The sequence below is a fragment of the Streptomyces sp. CC208A genome (genome assembly GCF_030010625.1).
In the GTDB taxonomy this organism is placed as follows: Bacteria; Actinomycetota; Actinomycetes; order Streptomycetales; family Streptomycetaceae; genus Streptomyces.
This window is the reverse complement of record NZ_JASCXN010000002.1, coordinates 298,481-319,730: the sequence shown is the minus strand read 5'-3', so window position 1 is coordinate 319,730 and position 21,250 is coordinate 298,481. Positions and strand designations below refer to the sequence as shown.

At 75.0% G+C, this 21,250-nt stretch carries 19 protein-coding genes and 1 pseudogene; 12 read left to right on the top strand and 8 right to left on the bottom strand.

Going from position 1 to position 21,250, the window contains the following annotated elements; translation table 11 throughout:
• Positions 1-209 precede the first annotated feature (209 nt).
• Positions 210-2,651, top strand: coding sequence for a right-handed parallel beta-helix repeat-containing protein (locus QK442_RS03720; RefSeq protein ID WP_282692324.1), 2,442 nt, complete (start codon positions 210-212; stop codon positions 2,649-2,651).
• Here the strand turns inward: QK442_RS03720 and QK442_RS03715 are convergent.
• Positions 2,621-4,972: a hypothetical protein gene (locus QK442_RS03715; RefSeq protein WP_282692323.1), complete on the bottom strand. Its 2,352-nt coding sequence runs from the start codon at positions 4,970-4,972 to the stop codon at positions 2,621-2,623. The two genes, QK442_RS03720 and QK442_RS03715, sit on opposite strands and share 31 nt — an antisense overlap.
• Positions 4,973-5,125: 153 nt before the next feature.
• On the opposite strand from QK442_RS03715, the gene QK442_RS03710 reads away from it, so the two are divergent.
• From QK442_RS03710 to QK442_RS03700, 3 genes are read left to right on the top strand one after another with little or no spacing between them, the layout of a single operon-like run.
• Positions 5,126-5,944, top strand: a complete 819-nt coding sequence (locus QK442_RS03710; RefSeq protein ID WP_282692322.1) for a DeoR/GlpR family DNA-binding transcription regulator — start codon at positions 5,126-5,128, stop codon at positions 5,942-5,944.
• The gene (locus QK442_RS03705; RefSeq protein ID WP_282692321.1) at positions 5,941-6,399 is read left to right on the top strand and encodes an SRPBCC family protein; all 459 of its coding nucleotides are present in this window, start codon (positions 5,941-5,943) and stop codon (positions 6,397-6,399) included. Before QK442_RS03710 ends, QK442_RS03705 begins: the two co-directional genes overlap by 4 nt.
• Before the next feature lie 48 nt (positions 6,400-6,447).
• Entirely contained in the window at positions 6,448-6,948 is a 501-nt protein-coding gene (locus tag QK442_RS03700; RefSeq protein WP_282692320.1) for an SRPBCC family protein, read from the top strand.
• On the opposite strand, the gene QK442_RS03695 is transcribed toward QK442_RS03700, so the two are convergent.
• On the bottom strand, positions 6,908-8,035 hold the full coding sequence (locus QK442_RS03695; RefSeq protein ID WP_282692319.1) for a PLP-dependent cysteine synthase family protein: 1,128 nt from the start codon (positions 8,033-8,035) through the stop codon (positions 6,908-6,910). The two genes, QK442_RS03700 and QK442_RS03695, sit on opposite strands and share 41 nt — an antisense overlap.
• A gap of 196 nt (positions 8,036-8,231) precedes the next feature.
• Between QK442_RS03695 and QK442_RS03690 the strand changes: the two genes are divergently transcribed.
• Positions 8,232-8,549: a hypothetical protein gene (locus tag QK442_RS03690; protein WP_282692318.1), complete on the top strand. Its 318-nt coding sequence runs from the start codon at positions 8,232-8,234 to the stop codon at positions 8,547-8,549.
• 188 nt (positions 8,550-8,737) lie between these two features.
• A complete protein-coding gene (locus QK442_RS03685; protein WP_282692317.1) occupies positions 8,738-9,313 on the top strand; it encodes an ATP-binding protein in 576 nt (191 codons plus the stop codon).
• Positions 9,314-9,318: 5 nt separating this feature from the next.
• Here QK442_RS03685 and QK442_RS03680 read toward each other — a convergent pair whose 3' ends face one another.
• Both QK442_RS03680 and QK442_RS03675 read right to left on the bottom strand, forming a co-directional pair.
• Positions 9,319-10,086 (bottom strand): class I SAM-dependent methyltransferase, encoded by a 768-nt coding sequence (locus QK442_RS03680; protein ID WP_282692316.1) that lies wholly within the window; start codon positions 10,084-10,086, stop codon positions 9,319-9,321.
• Positions 10,087-10,233: 147 nt separating this feature from the next.
• Positions 10,234-11,460 carry an ROK family protein gene (locus tag QK442_RS03675; protein ID WP_282692315.1) on the bottom strand — a complete coding sequence of 409 codons (1,227 nt, stop codon included), beginning with the start codon at positions 11,458-11,460 and terminating at the stop codon, positions 10,234-10,236.
• Between the two features lie 175 nt (positions 11,461-11,635).
• On the opposite strand from QK442_RS03675, the gene QK442_RS03670 reads away from it, so the two are divergent.
• A complete protein-coding gene (locus tag QK442_RS03670) occupies positions 11,636-12,376 on the top strand; it encodes a maleylpyruvate isomerase family mycothiol-dependent enzyme (protein WP_282692314.1) in 741 nt (246 codons plus the stop codon).
• A gap of 24 nt (positions 12,377-12,400) precedes the next feature.
• Here QK442_RS03670 and QK442_RS03665 read toward each other — a convergent pair whose 3' ends face one another.
• On the bottom strand, positions 12,401-13,105 hold the full coding sequence (locus tag QK442_RS03665; protein WP_282692313.1) for a TetR/AcrR family transcriptional regulator: 705 nt from the start codon (positions 13,103-13,105) through the stop codon (positions 12,401-12,403).
• A 237-nt stretch (positions 13,106-13,342) separates the two neighbouring features.
• On the opposite strand from QK442_RS03665, the gene QK442_RS03660 reads away from it, so the two are divergent.
• Positions 13,343-13,807 carry a nitroreductase family deazaflavin-dependent oxidoreductase gene (locus tag QK442_RS03660; protein WP_282692312.1) on the top strand — a complete coding sequence of 155 codons (465 nt, stop codon included), beginning with the start codon at positions 13,343-13,345 and terminating at the stop codon, positions 13,805-13,807.
• 53 nt (positions 13,808-13,860) lie between these two features.
• Here QK442_RS03660 and QK442_RS03655 read toward each other — a convergent pair whose 3' ends face one another.
• Positions 13,861-15,135: a geranylgeranyl reductase family protein gene (locus QK442_RS03655; RefSeq protein WP_282692459.1), complete on the bottom strand. Its 1,275-nt coding sequence runs from the start codon at positions 15,133-15,135 to the stop codon at positions 13,861-13,863.
• 312 nt (positions 15,136-15,447) lie between these two features.
• Between QK442_RS03655 and QK442_RS03650 the strand changes: the two genes are divergently transcribed.
• Together QK442_RS03650 and QK442_RS03645 are read left to right on the top strand one after the other, a co-directional pair.
• On the top strand, positions 15,448-16,815 hold the full coding sequence (locus QK442_RS03650) for a dipeptidase (RefSeq protein ID WP_282692311.1): 1,368 nt from the start codon (positions 15,448-15,450) through the stop codon (positions 16,813-16,815).
• A 431-nt stretch (positions 16,816-17,246) separates the two neighbouring features.
• A pseudogene (locus QK442_RS03645) lies at positions 17,247-17,693 on the top strand (MBL fold metallo-hydrolase); the annotation flags it as partial.
• Here the strand turns inward: QK442_RS03645 and QK442_RS03640 are convergent.
• Positions 17,690-18,733: an NUDIX domain-containing protein gene (locus tag QK442_RS03640; RefSeq protein WP_282692310.1), complete on the bottom strand. Its 1,044-nt coding sequence runs from the start codon at positions 18,731-18,733 to the stop codon at positions 17,690-17,692. The pseudogene QK442_RS03645 and the gene QK442_RS03640 overlap by 4 nt on opposite strands.
• A gap of 138 nt (positions 18,734-18,871) precedes the next feature.
• Here QK442_RS03640 and QK442_RS03635 point away from each other — a divergent pair, with 138 nt between their 5' ends.
• Entirely contained in the window at positions 18,872-19,063 is a 192-nt protein-coding gene (locus QK442_RS03635; protein WP_282692309.1) for a hypothetical protein, read from the top strand.
• Between the two features lie 19 nt (positions 19,064-19,082).
• On the opposite strand, the gene QK442_RS03630 is transcribed toward QK442_RS03635, so the two are convergent.
• Positions 19,083-20,045 (bottom strand): ROK family protein, encoded by a 963-nt coding sequence (locus tag QK442_RS03630; RefSeq protein ID WP_282692308.1) that lies wholly within the window; start codon positions 20,043-20,045, stop codon positions 19,083-19,085.
• 145 nt (positions 20,046-20,190) lie between these two features.
• On the opposite strand from QK442_RS03630, the gene QK442_RS03625 reads away from it, so the two are divergent.
• A complete protein-coding gene (locus QK442_RS03625; protein WP_282692307.1) occupies positions 20,191-21,237 on the top strand; it encodes a LacI family DNA-binding transcriptional regulator in 1,047 nt (348 codons plus the stop codon).
• The last annotated feature ends 13 nt before the right edge of the window (positions 21,238-21,250 follow it).

Below are 21,250 nucleotides of genomic sequence, written 5' to 3'. Positions count from 1 at the left end.
GCGCTACGGTGGGGCATCGGATCCACGATCCAAGAGATTGGATCCAAGATCCTGGATCCCGGACATTGGATCCAGGGTCTTGGATCCAGAGTCTTGGATATCGGATCCAAGATCTGGGATCCAGAAGTTCGGCCAGGGCATTGGATCCTGGACATCGGATCCTGGATCCGGTTCAGCGTCGGCGCACGAGGCGGGGGCAGAGCACACCCATGGCACAGGGCACGGTCCAGGTGACGCACACCGGCACGTCGCGGTGGCGGCGCCGCACGGGCGAGTACGCCTCCCTCGCCGCCGCGCTGGAGGCGGCCGGTGACGGCGACGTCCTCACCGTCGCGCCCGGCACCTACCGCGAGAACCTCGTCGTGAGCCGGGCGGTGACCCTGCGGGGACCCGAGGACGGGTCCGGGCCCGTGCGGATCGCGCCGCCGGACGGGGTGCCGCTGACGCTGCGCGCCTCGGCCGTGGTGCGGGACCTGCACATCGAGGGCCAGGACGTGGCGGCACCGGCGCTGCTCGTCGAGGACGGCACGCCCGAGCTGCTCGACCTGCGGATCATGACCCGTTCGGCCTCGGGGATCGAGGTGCGCGGGCAGGCTCGGCCGACGGCCCGCCGCTGCACCGTCGACAACCCGGCCGGCGTCGGCATCGCCGCCGTCGACGGCGCCGGCGGGGTCTTCGAGGAGTGCGAGGTCGTCGCGGCCGGGCAGGCCGGGGTGTCCGTGCGCGGCGGGGCGCACCCGCGCCTGGAGCGGTGCCGGGTGCACCACGCCTCCGGGGCCGGGATCGCCGTCACCGGCGAGAACAGCGGCCTGGAGGGCGTCGGCTGCGAGGTGTACGAGATCAAGGGCGCCGGCCTCCAGATCGCGGCCCGCGCCTCCGCGCACCTGGTCGACTCGTCCGTCCACCGCACCTCCGCCGACGGCGTCACCCTGGACACGGACGCCGTGCTCACGCTCTCCGACTGCGACATCCACGACGTGCCGGAGAACGCGGTGGACCTGCGGTCGCGCGCGGTGCTCACGCTCACCCGGTCGACGGTGCGCCGGTTCGGGCGCAACGGCCTGTCCGTGTGGGACCCGGGCACGCGCGTGGACGCCCACCAGTGCGAGATCCACGACAGCACGGGCGACTATCCGGCGGTGTGGGTGAGCGACGGGGCGAGCGCCGTCCTCGACGCGTGCCGGGTGCACGACGTGCCGGACGCGCTGTTCGTGCTCGACCGCGGCTCCCGGGTGGACGTCGTGGACAGCGATCTGACGCAGGTGCGGAACACCGCCGTGTCGGTGAGCGACGGCGCCACCGCCCAGCTCGACGACTGCCGGATCAAGGAGGCGTCCACCGGGGCGTGGTTCCGCGACCACGGCAGCGGCGGCACCCTCGCCAACTGCACGGTGGACTCCGTGCAGACGGGCGTCATCGTCACCAAGGGCGCCGATCCCACGGTCGAGCGCTGTGCGGTCACCTCCCCCGCCGAGGCCGGTTTCTACGTGTCGGCGGAGGGCCGCGGCACCTTCCACGGCTGCCGGGTAACGGGCAGCGGCGGCTACGGCTTCCACGTGATGGACGGCTGCCGGACCGTGCTGCGCCGCTGCCGGACGGAGCGGTGCGCGCGCGGCGGGTACGAGTTCCCCGAGGACGGGCCCGTGGTCGAGGAATGCACCGGCGACGAGAGCGCGGTACGGACCCCGCCGGTCCCCGAACCCGCGGCGTCGGCCCCGGTCCTGGCGGACGGCCGGCACTCCCCCGGCCTGCTCGGCGCCTTCCCCCCTCCGCGTACCACCGTCTCCTCGTCCCCGCCCCCGGCCGCCGCCCCTGCGGACGTCGCGCCGGTCCCCGCGCCCCGGTCCTCGGAGGACGTGCTCGGCGCGCTCGACGCGCTGGTCGGCCTGGACAGCGTCAAGCACGAGGTGCGGACGCTCACCAACATGATCGAGGTGGGGCGCAGGCGGCAGGAGGCCGGGCTCAAGGCCGCCTCGGTCCGCCGCCATCTCGTCTTCACCGGCAACCCGGGCACCGGCAAGACCACCGTCGCCCGTCTCTACGGCGAGATCCTCGCCTCGCTCGGCGTCCTGGAGCGCGGCCATCTGGTGGAGGTCTCCCGGGTCGACCTGGTCGGCGAGCACATCGGCTCGACCGCGATCCGCACCCAGGAGGCCTTCGACCGGGCGCGCGGCGGGGTCCTGTTCGTGGACGAGGCGTACGCGCTGTCGCCGGAGGACTCGGGGAGGGACTTCGGGCGCGAGGCGATCGACACGCTGGTGAAGCTGATGGAGGACCACCGGGACGCGGTGGTGGTGATCGTCGCCGGGTACACCGCCGAGATGGAGCGGTTCCTCACCGTCAACCCCGGTGTGGCGTCCCGTTTCTCACGTACCATCAGCTTCGGTGACTACACGCCGGAGGAGCTGCTGCGGATCGTGCGGCAGCAGGCGGACGAGCACGAGTACCGGCTCGCTCCGGGCACGGACGACGCCCTCGTCACGTACTTCGAGAAGCTGCCGAAGGGCCCGGCGTTCGGCAACGGACGCACCGCACGCCAGACCTTCGAGTCGATGGTGGAGCGGCACGCGGGCCGGGTCGCCGTGCTCGCCGAGGCGAGCACGGACGACCTGACCCTGCTCTACCCGGAGGACCTGCCCGAACTCCCCTGATCCGCCGCCTCGTCGGCGGCCGGCTGCCGGGGCAGGGCGGGCAGCAGCCGGTCCAGGAGCCCGGCCCGGTAGGCCGCGAAGGCCGGGTCGGCCTGGTAGTCGGAGTGGCCGAGGACCGGCTCGGGCAGCGGGTGGGCGCGGGTTCGTCCGTACGCGACGGGGTCGAGCAGCACCGGGGCGTCGACGGCCGGCCTGCCCTCCTCGGCGGGGACGCGGACCGGGCCGCCTATGGGGTCGGTGGCGCGGTGCAGGTTGGTCCAGCAGCGTACGGCCCGGTGCAGGCCGCGCAGGGCGTCGGGGCCGAAGTAGGCGGGGAACCAGCGGCCGTAGAGCCGTTCCAGCGGGGAGCCGTACGTGAGGAGGGCGACCCGCGCGCGGGTGGCGGCCGGCAGCTGCCAGACGGCCGCGGCGGCGAGGACGCTGCCCTGGGAGTGGCCGGAGATGACGAGGCGGCCGCCGGTCCGCCCGGTCCAGGAGCGCATCCGCCAGGTGAGGTCGGGCACGGCCCGCTCCGCGTAGCAGGGCGGTGCGAAGGGGTGGGCGGCGCGCGGCCAGAAGGTGCCGACGTCCCAGAGGATGCCGATGGTGCGGCGGGCGGAGGCGTCGCGGTAGGCGCGGCGGCCCCAGGTGACGAAGAGCAGGAAGCCGAAGCCGGTCATCCAGGAGCCGAGGGCCTGGGTGGTGGTGGCGAGCGCGGCGAGCGCGGGGTGGGCGCCGGAGAAGGCGCGGCCCGGGACCTCGTCGCTGATCCAGGCTCCGGCGACGGCGGCGGCGCCGAGCAGCAGGGCGGTGCCGGAGACGACGCCGACGAGGAGGGGGGCGGAGTCGGTGAGCGAGGCGCGGGCGCGGCTCGCGGCGATCTGGCCGGTACGGACCGGGTCGGGGGTCTCGCCGGCGTAGTCGGCCTCGACGGCGGCCCGCAGCCGGCGGGCCGTGAGCGCGGTGCGGACGCCGAGGAGGGCGGCGGGCCCGAGGAGCAGCAGGAGCAGGACGGGGAGGACGGACGCCTGCCAGCTGAGGAGGACGGGCGGGCCGACGAGGGGGCTCGCGGCGGTGCCGGGGGTGGCGGGGCCGTCGAGCCAGTCGGCGACCCGCTGGGCGACGCCGCCGGACATGACCCCGCCCAGCGCGCAGGCCAGCATGGCGGTGGCGGGTCCGCCGAGCCCGGCGAGGGCGGTGCGGGGGTCGCGCCGGGGCCGCTGGAGCAGCAGGGCGACGGCGCCGAGGGCGACGACGAGACCGCCCTGGGCAAGGGTGAGGACCCCGAAGACGGCGTCGCCGGGAAGGGTGCCGGCGGAGCTCCAGCCGGGCCGTGCCCAGGCGGTGTGCACGGCGGTCAGGACGAGCAGGCCGAGGGAGGCGGCGGGCAGGCGGGTGACCACGACGCTCTCGACCCGCCGGTCGAGCCGGCGTTCGCTGCGGCCCCGGCCGCAGATCGCCCACAGCACGAGGGCGGCGCACAGTAACAGGGCGGCCCGCAGGGCGAGTCCGGTGGCGGCGAGCGCACCGGTGTCGTGGCGGGCGGGGGCGGCGGCGAGGGCGGCGGTCACGGTGAGGAAGCCGGCGGCGGTGTGCGCGGCGCGCAGCCGGGCGACGTGCCGCCTCCCGTACCAGAAACCGGGCCGGCCGAGTGCGGGCCGCGAGCCCTCGGGCGGTACACCGGCCTTCTCCGTGGTGGCGGTGGACTCGCCGGTGGGCGGCACCTGGGCCTCGTACGCGCTCCAGGTGCGGTGGGAGAGGTACCAGAGGAGGCCGACGAGCACGGCCGGGACGACGGCGGCGAGGGCGAGCCGGCGGCCGGGGGCCGACCACCAGCCGCCCCGGTCGGCGGCGAGGAAGCCGAGCCAGGCGCGCCCGTCGGCGCAGGCCGGGGTGCCGGCGCACTGCCAGGCCGTCAGGTCGAGGGCGACCTCGCAGGCGGCGGCGGTGAGCAGGACGGTGAGGCTGAGGGCGAGGAGGCGGACGAGGACGCCGTAGAGCCGGACGAGGCCGGGGCGGCCGGGGGCGGCCGGCCGCATCCAGTGGGCGAGGTTGGCCACCATGAACGGCAGGAGCAGCAGCCACAGGGCGCGGGCGCCGTCGCCCGAGGTGAGGTTGGACCAGACGTACGCCTCCGGTACCGGCCGGGCCGTGTGCCGCCCGGGATGGTCCTCGGCGTCGAGGTCCTCGGCGCGCCGGTGGACGGCGGCGGTCTCGTCGCCGGTGACCCGTACGGTCCTGGGGTCGTCCAGCATGGACTGGGGGGTGGCTCCGCCGACTCCGTGGACGAGGAGTTCGAGCGCCGCGCCCCCGCGCTCGGGGACGGGTGTGGCAGGGGACACTGAGGGGTCTTCCTCTCGTGGGTGGGAGGATGCGACGTGGCCTCCAGGATCGCGGACCACCGTGCGCCTCCGCACGGTTCCTCACCGAATCCGACGGCCGTTCCCTTGTCTTCTGTGTCTCCTGTTGTCTCCTGCGGAAGGACCGACCCGGCGGTGAGTGACAATCAGAACCTCCTCGCGGAGCAGCGGCGCGCCCTGATCGTCGACGAGGTGCGGCGGCGCGGCGGCGTGCGGGTCAACGAGCTGACGCGGCGGCTCGGCGTCTCGGACATGACGATCCGCCGCGATCTGGACGCGCTGGCCCGGCAGGGCGTGGTCGCCAAGGTGCACGGCGGGGCGGTGCCGGTGGCGGAGCCGAGCACCCACGAGCCGGGCTTCGAGGCGAAGTCGGCGCTGGAGCCGAGCGCGAAGGACGAGATCGCGCGGGCGGCGGCGGCGCTGGTGCCGCCGGGTGCGGCGATCGCGCTCTCCGGCGGGACGACGACGTACGCGCTGGCGCGGCAGCTGCTCGACGTGCCGGACCTGACGGTGGTGACGAACTCGGTGCGGGTGGCGGACGTCTTCCACGAGGCGCGGCCGGCGTCCGGCGAGGGGCGGCGGGTGCCGACGGTGGTGCTGACGGGCGGGGTGCGGACGCCGTCGGACGCGCTGGTGGGTCCAGTGGCGGACCGGGCGGTCCGCTCGCTCCACTTCGACGTGCTGTTCCTGGGCGTGCACGGCCTGTCGGTGGAGGCGGGCCTGTCGACGCCGAACCTGGCGGAGGCGGAGACCAACGGCTGTCTGATCCGTTCGGCGCGGCGTGTGGTGGTGGTCGCGGACCACACCAAGTGGGGGACGGTGGGCCTGAGTTCGTTCGGGTCGCTGGACGAGGTGGACACCTGGGTGACGGACCGGGGGATGTCCGCGGAGGTGCGGGCCGAGGTCGTGGAGCACGTGCCGGGGCTGCTGGTGGCCGGCGAGACGGCCGCGTGAGCCGGTTCCGGGTGGTCCGCCGCGTACCGCTGGCGCCGGCGGAGGCGTGGCGGAGGCTCACCGACTGGCCGGCGCACGGCCGGCAGGTGCCGCTGACCCGTACGACGGTCCTGACGCCCGGGCCGACCCGGGTGGGGACGCGGTTCACGGCGAGGACCGGGCTCGGGCCGCTGGGCTTCGACGACCCGATGGAGGTGGTCCGCTGGGAGCCGCCGCGCGGGGACCGGCCGGGGGTGTGCCGGCTTGAGAAGTACGGGCGGGTGGTGCGCGGCTGGGCGGAGGTCGAGGTGGCGGCCGAGGGCGGCGGCGCGCGGGTGGTGTGGACGGAGGGGCTGGCGGTACGGGGCGTGCCGGGGGTCTTCGATCCGCTGCTCGCGCGGGCGGGCCGGGTGGTCTTCGGCCGGGCCCTGGACGGACTCCTGCACCACCGTCCCTCGAACGGGCTTTCTCCTTGACGGTCTGTCAGCTAGGGTGCTTCTCCACTCGATCCGGGAGGTCCCGCCATGCCACGCCGACTGCGGCCGGTGGAGCTCGACTTCACCGTCACCGCGCCCGTCCGCCTCGCCTTCGAGGCCACGCTCCAGGCGCCGCCGTCGGCGGTCTACCGCTCGATCGCGGTGGAGGTGGGGAGCCTGCCCGCCTGGTTCACCCCGGTCGCCTCGGCCGTCCCCCTGGACGACGGGGCGCGCCGTACGATACGGCTGCGCGGCGGCGTCCGGTTCGAGGAGACGATCCTGGCCGCCGAGCCGGACCTCCGTTACGCCTACCGCGTGGACCTCACCAACGCGCCGGCGGTGTCCGCGCTGGCCGAGGAGTGGGCGCTGACGCCCGAGGGCCCGGGGACACGGCTGCGCTGGACGATGGCGGCCGACGGCCCGGCCCCGTTCCGCACCGGCCTGCGGCTGGCGTCACCGGGCCTGGGCCTGTCCTTCCATCGGGCGGCGGCCGCCCTCGACCGGCGGCTCACTCCGGCCAGACGCCCGTCGCCAGGAAACGCTCGATAGCGGCGGCGTACGGGGCGATGTCGAGGCCCTGCTCGGCGAGCCAGGCGTCCGAGTAGTACTTGTCGAGGTAGCGGTCGCCGGGGTCGCAGATCAGGGTGACGACGCTGCCGGTGCGCTCCTCGGCGACCATCTCGGCGACGATCTTGAGGGCGCTCCACAGGCCGGTGCCGGTGGAACCGCCCGCCTTGCGGCCGATCGCGGTCTCCAGGGCGCGGACGGCGGCGACGCTCGCCGCGTCCGGGACCTTCATCATGCGGTCGACGGCGCCGGGCACGAAGCTGGGCTCCATCCGGGGCCGGCCGATGCCCTCGATGCGGGAGCCGCAGTCGGCGGTGGCGTCGGGGTCGTGGTGCACCCAGCCGTCGAAGAAGCAGGAGTTCTCCGGGTCGGCGACGCAGATGCGGGTGTCCTGCTGGGTGTAGTGGACGTAGCGGGCGATGGTGGCGGAGGTGCCGCCGGTGCCGGCGGTGGCGACGATCCAGGCCGGCTCGGGGTAGCGCTCCAGGCGCAGCTGCTGATAGATCGACTCGGCGATGTTGTTGTTGCCGCGCCAGTCGGTGGCCCGCTCGGCGTAGGTGAACTGGTCCATGTAGTGGCCGCCGGTGCGCGCGGCGAGCGCCGCGGACTCCTCGTACATCGAGCGGGGGTCGTCGACGAAGTGGCACTGTCCGCCGTGGAACTCGATGAGCCGGCACTTCTCGGGGCTGGTGGTGCGGGGCATCACGGCGACGAAGGGGACGCCGACGAGCTTGGCGAAGTACGCCTCGGAGACGGCGGTCGAGCCGCTGGACGCCTCGATGACCGGCTTGCCGGGGCGGATCCAGCCGTTGCAGAGCGCGTACAGGAAGAGCGAGCGGGCGAGGCGGTGCTTGAGGCTGCCGGTGGGGTGGGTGGACTCGTCCTTGAGGTAGAGGTCGATGCCCCACTTCTCGGGGAGCGGGAAGCGCAGGAGGTGGGTGTCGGCGGAGCGGTTGGCGTCGGCCTGGACCTTGCGGACGGCCTCCTTCAGCCAGGCGCGGTAGGCCGGATCGCTGCGGTCGACGTCCACGGTGGCGACGGCTCCGGTGGTGACGGGGGTGGTGCTCAACGGATTTCTCCTCGCTGTCGCGCCGGGGGGTGACCCTGGCTTCCCGCCTTCGACAATACCCCTCTCACCTGGGCAAACGTTCCCTTTGACGCTCCATAGGACATGCTTGGGGAACAGCTGAGCGACCGTCACTGGTGTCCGTGCCGGAGGCCCGGCACACTGGGAGGGACAGAGCGGGCGGAAGGGGTGGACCGGCATGGCGGAACCGGAGTTCAGCGCCAGGGGCGTGCGGATCGCGCGGTGGCCGCGCTCGCTCACCCGCGCCGGGGAGGTGCGCATCGAGGACGGCCGGCTCGCCCTGCTGACGAGTTACGGCTCCGAGATCGACAGCGCGCCCGTCAAGGCGGTGCGGGCGGGCCGCCCGTGGTTCGCGAAGGCGGACGAGACGGTGGCGAAGGTGAACGGCACGCGCTACCGGCTGACCATGGACGGAGCCGGGGAGGACGACGCCCGGGACGCCGAGGAGGCGGGCCGCTTCCTCGCCGCGCTGAAGCGGGCGGCCCGCGGTGAATAAGCCTGGGGCGGAGCGCTGACCTGGGGAAGCTCGCGGCGGGTTGCGGCGCGGTGACGGCTGGTTCAGGCTGGAACCACCTCACTGAGGGTTCAACGGTGGTGACACTGTGCTCAGTGCGCCGCCCTGATGTACCGCATGACAGATCCGAATCTCCGTCTTCTTCAGGACTACTTCGGGGAGTCGCAGCCGTGATCAGCGAGCCGAGCAGGTATTACGCGGTGGAGCTCCAGGCCCTGCCGTCGCGGATCGGACAGATCCGCAGGATCGTCTCCGCCCATCTGCGCCATTGGCGCCTCGACGACCTGGTCGATCCCGTCGGACTGGGATTGACCGAGCTGTTGAGCAATGTGCACCGCCATGCGCAGCCCGACAAGGAGTGCACCGTCGAGCTGGAACTCCTGCTCGACCGACTGACCGTCTCGGTCCGGGACAACGACCCCCGGATACCGGTGGCGGCGGCCCCGGCCGCCGGGGAACCGGACGGCGGGCCGGAGGACGTGCTCGCCACGTCGGGCCGTGGCCTCGCCATCGTCGGGGCGCTCAGCGACAGCTGGGGCGCCCGCCCGCAGGGCGCGAGCGGCAAGGTCGTCTGGTTCGCCCTGACGGCACCGCCGTGCGCCGCCGATCCGGCCGTCGTCGGCGCCGAGGCCGGGTTCGGTCTCGTGCCGGTGGGCCCGGTCGTCTCGTACAGCCGTCTCGCGGGCGTCTCCCTCGGCGCCCCGGCCGAGGCCCCGGCGCTCGCCGCGAGCGGCGCCGGGGTCTGACGGCCTCAGGCCGTGGCGACCAGCGTCAGGTACGCGATGCCGAGGACGTTCCGGTAGCCGTTCAGCCACCCGGAACGCTGCCGGTCGACGCGCTCGCGGGTCTCGGCGGCCAGCGGGTGGTCCGGGTGGGCGGCGAGCCACAGCTCCGTGTCGTACCGGTAGCCGGACTCGAACTCCTCCCACTCCTCGCGGCCCGCCGACTCGATCCAGGCCGGCCGGAACCCCGCCCCGATCGCCAGGTCGACGAGTCCGCCCAGCAGGAGGTGGTCGCCGGTGGAGGCGCCGGGCCACATCCCGGCGAGCTCCGCCTCGGTCGGGGTCCGCTCCCAGAAGCCCTCGCCGAGCACCACGACGCCGCCGGGCCGGACCAGGCGGCGCAGCTCGCGCAGCGCCTCCGCCGGGTCGTGCAGCTCCGGGTCGCACAGGGCCTGGCTGGAGCCGAGGCAGAGGATCGCGTCGACGGGGCCGCGGTCGGTGCCGCGCGCGGACTCCTCGACGAAGAGGGCGCGGTCGGCGAGGCCGCGCTCCGCCGCGAGCGCCCGGCCCCGGGCGAGGTCCTCGGCGTTGATGTCGATGCCGGTCCCCTTCGCCCCCGGTACGGCGTCGAGGACGCGGAGCAGCAGTTCGCCCCAGCCGCAGCCGATGTCGAGGACGTCGGCGGGGCGGGAGTCGGCGATCCGGCGGACGAGGCGGTCGGCCCGGTCCTCGGAGAGCGGGCCGTGGAAGGTGAGGCTGCCCAGGCGGGGCGGGAGTTCGGCATCGGAAGCGATCATGAACGGGGACGTTACCGGGCACGGCGGACCGCGCCCACCCCTTTTCGCGCACCTGTTCCCGCCATGCGCCGCCGGGGCGGGCCCGGGGATCCGGTCGGCGGCGCTGGTGGAGGCGGGCCGACCTCCCTGTACGTTCGCGGCCGGGGCTCAGACGGGGGCGCCGCCGAGGGCGGTGAGCGGGTCGTCGAGGACCGGCTGCCAGGCCAGTTCGGCCGCGCCCACCAGGCTGTTGTGGTCCAGGGTGCACGGCAGGATCGGGACGCCGCCGCTGCGGCCCCACAGACTGCGGTCGGCGACGACCGCGCGCAGCCGCTCAGGGTCGGCGTCGAGCAGCTCGCGGTGGAGCCCGCCGAGGACGATCCGGTCCGGGTTGAGGATGTTCACCAGACCGGCGAGGCCCAGGCCGAGACGGTCGATCAGCTCCTCCACCGCCCCGCGCACCCCCGGGTCGTCCGGCGCGGTCCGCAGCAGGTCGCGGGCCTGCTGGAGGAGGGACACCTCCGGGCCCGGCGCCCGGCCGGCGACCGTGAGGAAGGCCAGCGGGTCGGTCTCGACGTCCAGGCAGCCGCGGCCGCCGCAGTGGCAGGGGCGGCCCTCCGGGTTGACCGTCAGATGGCCCACCTCCAGGGCGAGGCCCGAACTGCCCGTGTGGAGCCGCCCGTCGAGGACGAGCGCCCCGCCGACGCCCCGGTGCCCGGTGGCCACGCACAGCAGGTCGCGGGCGCCCCGGCCGGCGCCGTGCCGGTGCTCGGCGAGCGCGGCGAGGTTCACGTCGTTGCCGGTGAAGGCCGGGCCCTCGATGCCTGCGGCCCGGATCCGCTCGGCGAAGATCTCCCGGACCGGCGCGCCCGCGGGCCAGGCCAGGTGGAGGGGGTTGAGCGCGGTGCCGTCGGGCTCGGCGACCGCGGACGGCACGGCGAGCCCCGCGCCGACGCAGCGCCGCCCGGTCTCGCGGAGCAGTCCCGCGCCCGCGTCCACGACGGCGCCGAGGACCTGCGCCGGGTCGGCCGAGACCGTCACCTTGCCGGGGACGGTGGCCACGAGGGTGCCGCCGAGGCCGATCAGCGCGGCCCGGAAACCGTCGGGGTGGACCTGCCCGGCGAGCACCACCGGGCCCTTCTCGTCGATGGCGAGCCGGTGCGAGGGGCGGCCCTGGGAACCGGCGGCGGCCCCGGGGTTGGAGTCGACCCGGATGAGCCCGAGGGCCTCCAGCTCGGCGGCGACGGCCCCGGCGGTGGCGCGGGTGACGCCGAGTTCGGCGGTGAGGACGGCCCGCGTCGGCGCGCGGCCGGTGTGCACCAGCTCCAGCGCGGGGCCGAGCGCGCCGCGCCCCCTGTCCAGCCGAGTACGCGTCGTCGTCGCCTTGCCGTTCATGCGCCCGAGTCTGCCATGATCGGGGCCGCCCGCCCGACGCCGGGCGGATCCGGCCGAGGGGCGCGTGCGGGGGGCGTTCCGGTGCCAGAATCCCGATCATGGACACGTCTGCCGTGGAGCACGTACGCCATGGCCACGTACACGCGTACACGCGTACACCAGGGAGAGGGGCACGATGAAGATCGCGGAGCACATCGACGCGCTGGAGGCGGCGGGGCGCGGGCTCGCCGAGGCCGCGGAGGCGGCGGGGCCGGACGCGGAGGTGCCGACCTGTCCGGGGTGGCGGATGCGGGACCTGTTGCGGCACACCACGATGGTGCACCGCTGGGCGGCCGGCTTCGTCGTCGAGGGGCACACCGCGTACCAGCCCGAAGGGGACGAGCCCCGGTTGGACGGCGACGCGCTGTTCGCCCACTTCCGCGAGGGGCACGCCGAGCTGGTCGCCGCCCTGCGGGCCGCGCCGGAGACGCTCACCGCCTGGACCTTCCTGCCGGCGCCGTCGCCGCTCGCCTTCTGGGCCAGGCGGCAGGCCCACGAGACGGCCGTGCACCGGGCGGACGCCGAGTCGGCGCTGCCCACGGGCCCCGGCCCGGTCGAGGCCGGTCTCGCCGCCGACGGCGTCGACGAACTCCTCGCCGGTTTCCACGCCCGCGACCGCAGCCGGGTCAGGACCGACGGGCCGCGCTCGCTGCGGATCCGGGCGACGGACACCGGGGACGTGTGGACCGTACGGCTCTCGGCCGAACCGCCCGTCACGGAACGCGCGGCGGCGGGCGGCCCGGCGGACGCCGAGGTGTCGGGGACCGCCGAACGGCTGTACCTGACGCTGTGGAACCGGCTGCCCGCCTCGGCGGTGACCGTCACGGGCGACGCGGACCTGCTGCGGCTGTGGCGGGAGACCTCGGCGATCGTCTGATCCCGGACAAGGCACGGGCCCCGGTCAGGGCCGGGGCCGCAACCCGACCTCGCGGCCGAGGCGTTCGGCGGCGGTGGCGAAGAAGGCGTCCCGGTCCTCGACGATCCGGTTGAACTGCCCGAAGACCTCGAAGGACACCAGGCCGAAGAGCTGCGCCCAGGCGAAGACGAGGGCGACGGCGAGCGCGGGCGGCAGATCGGGGGCCAGGTCGGCGGCGAGCCGCTCCGCCTCCGGCGCCAGGCCGCCCGGAAGCGGCGGCAGCGCGACGCCCTCGCCCTCGTACGCGGCGCGGGCGGTCGCCACGAGGAGCAGGCCGACCCGGGCGGCCGGGCCCACGGTGTCCTGGGGGGCGGTGTAGCCCGGGACCGGGGAGCCGTAGATCAGGGCGTACTCGTGGGGGTGGGCGACGGCCCAGGCGCGGACGGCGCGGCAGACGGCGGTCCACTGGGAGAGGTGGTCACGGGGGGTGTCGCGTTCGGCGGCGGCGTGGGCCTGCTCCGCGGCGGCGCCGACGGCGTCGTACGCGTCGATGATGAGCGCGGTCAGCAGGTCGTCGCGGCTGGGGAAGTAGCGGTAGAGCGCGGAGGAGACCATGCCGAGCTCGCGGGCGACGGCGCGCAGCGAGAGCTTGGCGGCGCCCTCGGCGGCGAGCTGCCGGCGGGCCTCGTCCTTGATGGCGGCGGTGATCTCGATCCGGGCGCGGGCGCGGGCTCCTTGAACGGTGGTCATGGAGAGCAGTGTGCCACGTTCTGGATCGGCGCACCGAAACGAGAGCACCGCTCTTGCTTGCGAGCGACGATCCGTGCACACTGCTCTCAGGCGAGAGCAGTGCTCACGTTCCAGGGAAGCGATACGGAGCGAGAGCATCGCTCCCCTTCCGTACCACCGCTCACACCACCGCCCGTACCGCCACCGCCACCGCCACCGCCACCGCCACCGCCACCGCGACAACGCCCAGGAGGCCCCATGTCCGCCGACCCCGCCCACGTCATCAAGCCCGGCTGGTTCACTGTCAACGTCATGAACCGCGCCGTCGCCTGGCTCACCCGCCGAGGCATCAGCGTCTGGGGCTCGCGGGTCCTCGCCGTCCGGGGCCGCAAGAGCGGAGCCTGGCGGACCACCCCGGTGAACGTGCTCGCCCTCGACGGCGCCCGCTACCTGGTCGCCCCGCGCGGTCACGTCCAGTGGACCCGCAACATGCGGGCGGCCGGCGGCGGCGAGCTGCACCTCGGCAAGCACGTGGAGCCGTTCACCGCCGCCGAGGTCGACGACGACGCCAAGACGGAGGTGCTGCGCGCCTACCTCAAGCGCTGGAAGGCCGAGGTCGGGGTCTTCTTCGGCGGCGTCGGCCCGGACTCCACCGACGAGGAGCTGCGCGCCATCGCCCCCAAGCACCCCGTCTTCCGCATCACGTCCGCCCCGAACGCCTGAGGGTGGGCACGGCCCCGAAGCTCCGCGCCCGCCCTCGTCGTTCCCCGGCTACCTCACCGCTCCGCGGCGTCCTCGCCCGCCCCCTCCGGAGCCGGAGCGCCGTCCCCGTCCCCGCGGTTCACGCCCCGGCCCGCCGGGCCGACGCCGGACTCCGTGTCCATGCGCTTGTCGAGCACGTCCAGGGCCCGCCGGGCCAGGCCGTTCGACCGGACCATGCCGGCGAGCGTGACCGAGCCGCGGGTGATGTCCGCGAACACCTTCCAGGCCGGCCGCACCCCGGTGAGCACCGCGTGCAGCAGGCCCGGGCGGCGCTCGAAGACGGCGAGCATCCGCCGTCCGACCGCCATCTCCACGCCGAGCCCCGCCTTGATCGCGAAGGCGTAGTTCAGCGCCTGCCGGCGGGCGTCCACCGCGTCGCCGGCCTCCGCGACCCTGACCGCCCACTCGCCGGCGAGCCGGCCGGAGCGGAGCGCGTACGAGATGCCCTCGCGGGTCCACGGCTCCAGGAGGCCCGCCGCGTCGCCGCAGACCAGGACCCGGCCGCGGGAGAGCGGGGAGTCGTCGGTGCGGCAGCGGGTGAGGTGACCGGAGGAGAGCGCGGGCTCGAAGCCGGCGAGGCCGAGCCGGGCGACGAAGTCCTCCAGGTACCGCTTGGTCGCCGCGCCCTCGCCGCGCGCCGAGATGACGCCGACCGTGAGCGTGTCGCCCTTGGGGAAGACCCAGCCGTAACTGCCGGGCATCGGGCCCCAGTCGATGAGGATGCGGCCCTTCCAGTCCTCCGCCACCGACGGCGGCACCGGGATCTCCGCCTCCAGGCCCAGGTCGACCTGGCCGAGCTTCACCCCGACGTGGGCCCCTATCCGGCTGGCGCTGCCGTCCGCGCCGACCACGGCCCGCGCCAGCACCGTCCCGCCGTCGGCGAGGACCACCGCGACCGTCCGCCGGTCCGGCACGGACGGGCCGTGCTGCTCCACGCGGGTCACGGTCGCGCCGGTGCGGAGCTGGGCGCCCGCCTTCTGCGCGTGCTCGACGAGCTGGGCGTCGAACTCGGGCCGGTTGATCAGGCCGAAGAGCATCCGGCGCGAGCGGCGGGTGCGGGCGAAGCGGCCTTCGAGGGAGAACGTGACCGCGTGCACCCGGTCCCGGAACGGCAGTTCGAAGCCGGGCGGCAGCGCGTCGCGGGACGGGCCGATGATGCCGCCGCCACAGGTCTTGTACCGGGGCAGCTCGGCCTTCTCCAGGAGCAGCACCCGGCGGCCCGCGACAGCCGCCGCGTACGCCGCCGACGCGCCCGCGGGACCGGCGCCGACGACCACGACGTCCCACACCTCCGGCCGGTCCGGATCGCCGTCGACGACAGTGCCGGGGTCCGCGCCCGGGTCCGCGGTCGCGCCGGACGGCCCGGCCGCCGGGGCCGGATCGCCGGGCACGAGCGGCTCGGTGGGCTCCGGACCGGCGTTCTCTGCGTGCTCGCTGCTCACGTGTGCTTCTGCTCCTGATCCGACCGGCGTCTGCTTCCCGCATCCTACGGCTCGGTAGGTGACGGCCCGGTCGTAGGATCGACGGTGCGATCGCCGTACCACCAGATACGCCGTTCGCTCCTTCTTGCTCTCAACGTCGCACCCACGAGGAGCGTGCCCATGACCCCGAATCCGATCGCCGAGACCGTCCGGTCCCTGATGCCTCGCGCGAAGGCCGAGCTGACGGAACTGGTCGCCTTCGAGTCGGTCGCGGACGAGGCCGTGGCCCCCCGCAGCGAGTGCGAGGCCGCCGCGAACTGGGTCGCCGACGCGCTGCGCGCCGAGGACTTCCGCGAGGTGGCACTGCTCGACACCCCGGACGGCTCGAAGGCCGTGTACGGCGTGCTGCCGGGCCCGGCCGGGGCGCCGACGGTCCTCCTCTACGCCCACTACGACGTGCAGCCGAAGCTGGACGAGTCGGCGTGGCTGACCCCGCCCTTCACGCTGACCGAGCGCGAGGACGGCCGCTGGTACGGGCGCGGCGCCGCCGACTGCAAGGGCGGTTTCATCCTCCACCTGCTGGCGCTGCGAGCCCTCAAGGCCAACGGCGGGGTGCCGGTGACCGTCAAGATGATCGTCGAGGGCTCGGAGGAGCAGGGCACCGGCGGCCTGGAGCGGTACGCAGAGGAGCACCCCGAGCTGCTGACCGCCGACACCATCGTGATCGGCGACGCGGGCAACTTCCGGGTCGGCCTGCCGACCGTGACCGCCACCCTGCGCGGCATGACGATGATCCGGGTCCAGGTCGACACCCTGGAGGGCAATCTGCACTCGGGCCAGTTCGGCGGTGCCGCGCCCGACGCGCTCGCCGCGCTGATCCGGGTCCTGGACTCGCTGCGGGCCGAGGACGGTTCGACGGTGATCGACGGTCTGCCGACCGACGCCGTCTGGGAGGGGCTGCAGTACCCCGAGGAGCAGTTCCGCGCCGACGCCAAGGTGCTGCCGGGCGTGGACCTGCCGGGCGCCGGCACGGTCGCCGACCGCATCTGGGCCCGTCCGGCCGTCACCGTCGTCGGCATCGACTGCCACCCGGTGGCCGGCGCCACCCCGTCGATCCCGCGGACCGCCCGCGCCCAGATCAGCCTGCGGGTGCCGCCCGGCCAGGACGCGGCCGAGGCGACCAAGCTGCTCTTCGCGCACATCGAGAAGCACACGCCGTGGAACGCGCGCGTGACCCTGGAGCAGGTCGGCCAGGGCCAGCCGTTCCAGGCGGACGTCTCCAGCCCGGCGTACGCGTCGATGGCCGAGGCGATGCGGGTCGCGTACCCGGGCCAGGAGATGCAGGCGGCCGGCATGGGCGGCTCGATCCCGCTCTGCAACACCCTCGCCTCGCTCTACCCGGCGGCCGAGATCCTGCTCATCGGGCTGAGCGAGCCGGACGCGCAGATCCACGCGGTCAACGAGTCCGTCTCGCCGGAGGAGCTGGAGCGGCTCGCCGTGGCGGAAGCGCTGTTCCTGGTGAACTACGCGGGCAGCCACCGGGCCTGACGGCCCGACAGGCGCCGGTGCCGGTCCCGTACCGGCTCCGGCGCCGGTTCAGCGTCGGGCGAACCTCACCCAGAGCGTAGAACCGTTGCTCAAAGCCTCAGCGGCTCTCAGCATTCCGGGCATTTCTGCCCAGAAGGTCCGTTCGCGGCCCGTCCGGGGCGCGACTACGGTCCGCGCTTCACCGCCGGTAGCCCGGGAAACCCCGGGTCTTACACCGGCTCCACGCAGGTTTTACGTCTCCGGGCCACTCCCGGCGACGGTGGACCGTGATCCACGGGTGCGTGTTTAAGCTGCCGCCGCACTACGGTCGGACGGCTTGGCTATCGCCGCCCGACCGGCATCCAGCCTACCCACGCACACTGACAGTTGTCGACGTCCGTTGACGCATCAAGCAACTGCTTTCAGCCCCCCGACGGGCCCCGGCGATCCGTGCCGAGATCGTCGCCCACCGGCTCGACGCGCCGTACGTGCACGGGGAGGCTCCGATGCCCGAGCCCGACCTCCTGGAGTGGGAACTTCCCCTGTGGGAGCACGGCCTGACCGCCCCGGAGGCGCCGCCCACGCGCGTGGACCGGGAGGTCGAGGACGGCGAGGAGCTGGGCTTCGGGGACGGCGCGGTCGCGGTCCACACCCCCGGACACACGCCGGGTTCGATGGCCGTCCATCTCCCCCGCCACGGCGTGCTCTTCGCGGGCGACACCGTGGCGACGGTGCAGGGGGTGACCTTCGGGGTGTTCCACGTGGACCGCGCCCGTGCCCTGGAGTCGATGCGGCGGCTCGCGGAGCTGCGCCCCTCGGTGCTGTGCTGCGGGCACGGGCCCGCGGTGACCGTGGACACGGCGGAGCAGCTGTCGGCGGCGGCAGCCAGGTCGGCCTAGCCCCGGCCCACCGGGACGCCCGCCTCCAGGTTGAGGACGGTGCCGCGCTCCCGTGCGCGCAGGGCCCAGCGGAGGCGGTCGTAGCGGACGGGCGGGAGGAGGTCGGCGGCCTCCTCCTCGGTGACGAAGCGCCAGGCGCGCAGTTCGGCGCCGGGGAGACGGAGGCGGGCCGTGTCGCGGGCGGCGAGCCGGCCTCCGTCGAAGAGGAGCCGGAGGCCGCCGAAGCCGGGCGGCTTCGGGCGTTCCCAGTCGACGAGGAGCAACCGGGGCACGGTGCCGAGTTCGAGGCCGATCTCCTCGGCGACCTCGCGCATGCCCGCGCGGGCGGGCGGTTCGCCGGGCTCGACGACACCGCCGGGGAACTCCCAGCCCGGCTTGTAGGTGGGGTCGACGAGGAGGAAACGGTCCTGTTCGTCGAAGAGGAGGACGCCTGCGGCCAGGGTCTCGCGGGTCGGTTCGGGCGTCTGGACGATCCCGCAGGGCGCGGCGAGGCCGCCCAGGACCGCGTCGGCGACGGCCCGGGCGGTCTCGGCGACGGTGAGCGCCGAGGTGTCGACGGTGTGGGCGTCGGCGCCGAGCCAGCCGGCCACGGCCTCCCGATAGGGCGGGAGGTGGGCGTGGCACCAGCGGCGGACATCGGCGTCGACGGCCGGGTCGCCGTACTCCGTCCGTCCCTCGATCCGCGCCCGCAGGATCGTTTCCTCTGCATCCAGGAGCACATGCCGGACGTCGATCCTGCGGGCGGCGAGACCGCCGAAGATCTCGTCGCGGTACTCCTGCCTGAGCAGCGTCATCGGCACGACGAGCACCCCGCCGACCTCGGCGTGCAGGGCGGCGGCGGTGTCCACGACGAGCCGGCGCCAGATCGGCAGGTCCTGGTAGTCGTCGACCTCGGCGAGCCGCTCGGCGGGCAGCAGCCGGCGCACCTCGCCCCCGGTCGCCTCGGGGTCGTACAGCGTGCTGTGCGGGATCAGTCCGACCAGTTCGCGCGCGGTGCTGGACTTTCCCGCGCCGAACGCACCGTTGATCCAGACGATCACGATTCCCCCCTCATCGACGGCCCCCTGTGGCTTGCCCGCAACACCCTGCCACGAAAACCACGAACACATGTCCGGGCCGATGCGTAACGGTTCGGGCCCGGACGTCGTTGAGAACGGCGAGCACGAGGGGGTGCGGAGATGGACCGTACGGTTCTGGAGCGGTTTCCGGCGGGCGGGCCCCGGGGGCACTGGCCCGCCGAGGAGTACGCGGGCGCGTGCCGCGAGGAGGGGGTGCCGGCCCGGGTGGTGATGGACCTGGCGTCCGACGCCTTCCTGGTCGTGGTGGAGCAGCGGGCGCCGGAGCCCGGGACTTCCGTCGTACGGGAGTGAGCGCGGCGCCCGGGGTCGTTCAGGCCGTCCGGGCCGCGGCCGCGGCGCCGAGGAGGCCCGCGTCCGTGCCGGTGACGGCGGGGACGACCGTCAGGCCGCGGGCGAAGGAGAGCGTGGCGTAGTCGGCGAGGTGGCGCCGGAGCGGGGCGAAGAGGATCTCGCCGGCGCCCGCCACTCCCCCGCCGACCACCGCGATGTCGACCTCCACGAGGTGCGCGGTGGCGGCGATCCCGGCCGCGAGGGCGCGGGCGGCCCGTTCGAAGGCGGCGAGGGCCACCGGGTGGCCGGCGCGGGCGGCCTCGGCCACCGCGGCGGCGGAGGCGTCGCCGTCGGGTCCCGGCCGCCAGCCGCAGTCGAGCGCGCGACGGGCGATGTGAGGGCCTGCGGCGAGGCGTTCGACGCAGCCGCGGGCGCCGCAGGCGCAGGGGTCGCCGTCGAGTTCGACGCTGAGGTGGCCGAGGTGACCGGCGTTGCCGGTGGGGCCGGGGTGGAGGCGGCCGCCGAGGACGAGGCCGCCGCCGACGCCGGTCGAGACGACGAGGCCGAGGGCGTTGTCGTGGCCTCGGGCGGCGCCGAGCCAGTGTTCGGCGGCGGTCATGGCGACGCCGTCGCCGACGAGGGTGACCGGCCGGCCGCCGGTGAGCCGGCGCACCCGCTCCACCAGCGGGAAGTCCCGCCAGCCGGGCACGTTGACCGGGCTGACGGTGCCCCGGGCGGCGTCCACGGGGCCCGCGCTGCCGATGCCGACCGCTCCGGCCGCCTCCCAGAGCGGGGAGGCGGCGAGGTCGGCGAGCACCGCGCCGACCGCTCCCATCACCGTCTCCGCGTCCTCCCGGGCGGGCGTCGGCCGCCGGGTGCGGGTGAGGACTCGTCCGGCGGTGCCGACCAGGGCTCCGGCGATCTTGGTGCCGCCGATGTCGAGGGCGACGACCGGGGCGGAGGCGGGGACGGCGGGGGCCGCGGGTCCGGAGGTGGTGGGCATGCACGTAGGTTCTCACGGTGCCCCGTGCCGTTCCCCGGCAGGGTTGACAACGTTGTCCAGGCTCTATGCTCGGGCCCACCGCACCCGATCCGCCGGACGGCGCCGGACGGCGCCCCCGGCCCCCGCGACGGAGGAACCCCGCACCGTGGCCGAGACCACCCGCACCGAGCCCCGCTACGGCAACCGGCCCACGATGAAGGAGGTCGCCGCCCGGGCGGGCGTCGGCCTCAAGACGGTCTCGCGGGTCGTCAACGGCGAGCCGGGGGTCACCGCCGGGACCGAGCGGCGGGTGCGCGAGGCCATCGACGCCCTCGGCTTCCGCCGCAACGACAGCGCGCGGGTGCTGCGCAAGGGCCGCACGGCGACCGTCGGGCTCGTCCTGGAGGACCTGGCCGACCCCTTCTACGGGCAGCTGGGCCGGGCCGTGGAGGAGGTCGCCCGGGCGCACGGCACGCTGCTGATCAACGGCTCCAGCGCGGCGGACCCCGGGCGCGAGCAGGAGCTGGCGCTGACGCTGTGCGCGCGCCGGGTGGACGGCCTGATCGTGATCCCGGCCGGGGACGACCACCGCTATCTGGAGCCGGAGATCCGGGCGGGCGTGGCCACGGTCTTCGCCGACCGCCCGGCGGGGTTCATCGACGCGGACGCCGTCCTCTCGGACGGTTTCGGCGGGGCCCGGGAGGGCGTGGCGCACCTGATCGCCCACGGGCACCGGCGGATCGGCTTCGTCGGCGACCGGCCGCGGATCCACACGGCGGCGGAGCGGCTGCGCGGCTACCGGGCGGCGATGGCGGACGCGGGGCTGCCGGTCGACGGGCGGTGGGTGGCGTCCGGTCCGACGGATCCGGCGCGGGTGGCGGCGGCGATCGCCGGGATGCTGTCCGCACCCGAGCCGGTGACGGCGCTCTTCGCGGGCAACAACCGGGTCACCGTCACCGCCGTCCGGGTCCTCGCCGGGCGGACCGCCGGCGGCCGGGGGCCGACGGTGGCGCTGGTCGGTTTCGACGAGGTCGAACTCGGCGACGTCCTGGGCGTCACGGTGGTCGCGCAGGATCCGGCGGCGCTCGGCAGGACCGCCGCCGAGCGGCTGTTCCGGCGCCTCGGCGGGGCCGCGGAGCCGCCGCGCCGGGTGGTCATCGGCACGCGGCTCCTCGCCCGGGGCTCGGGCGAGGTCCCGCCGCCACCTGCCTGACGTACCGTCGGAC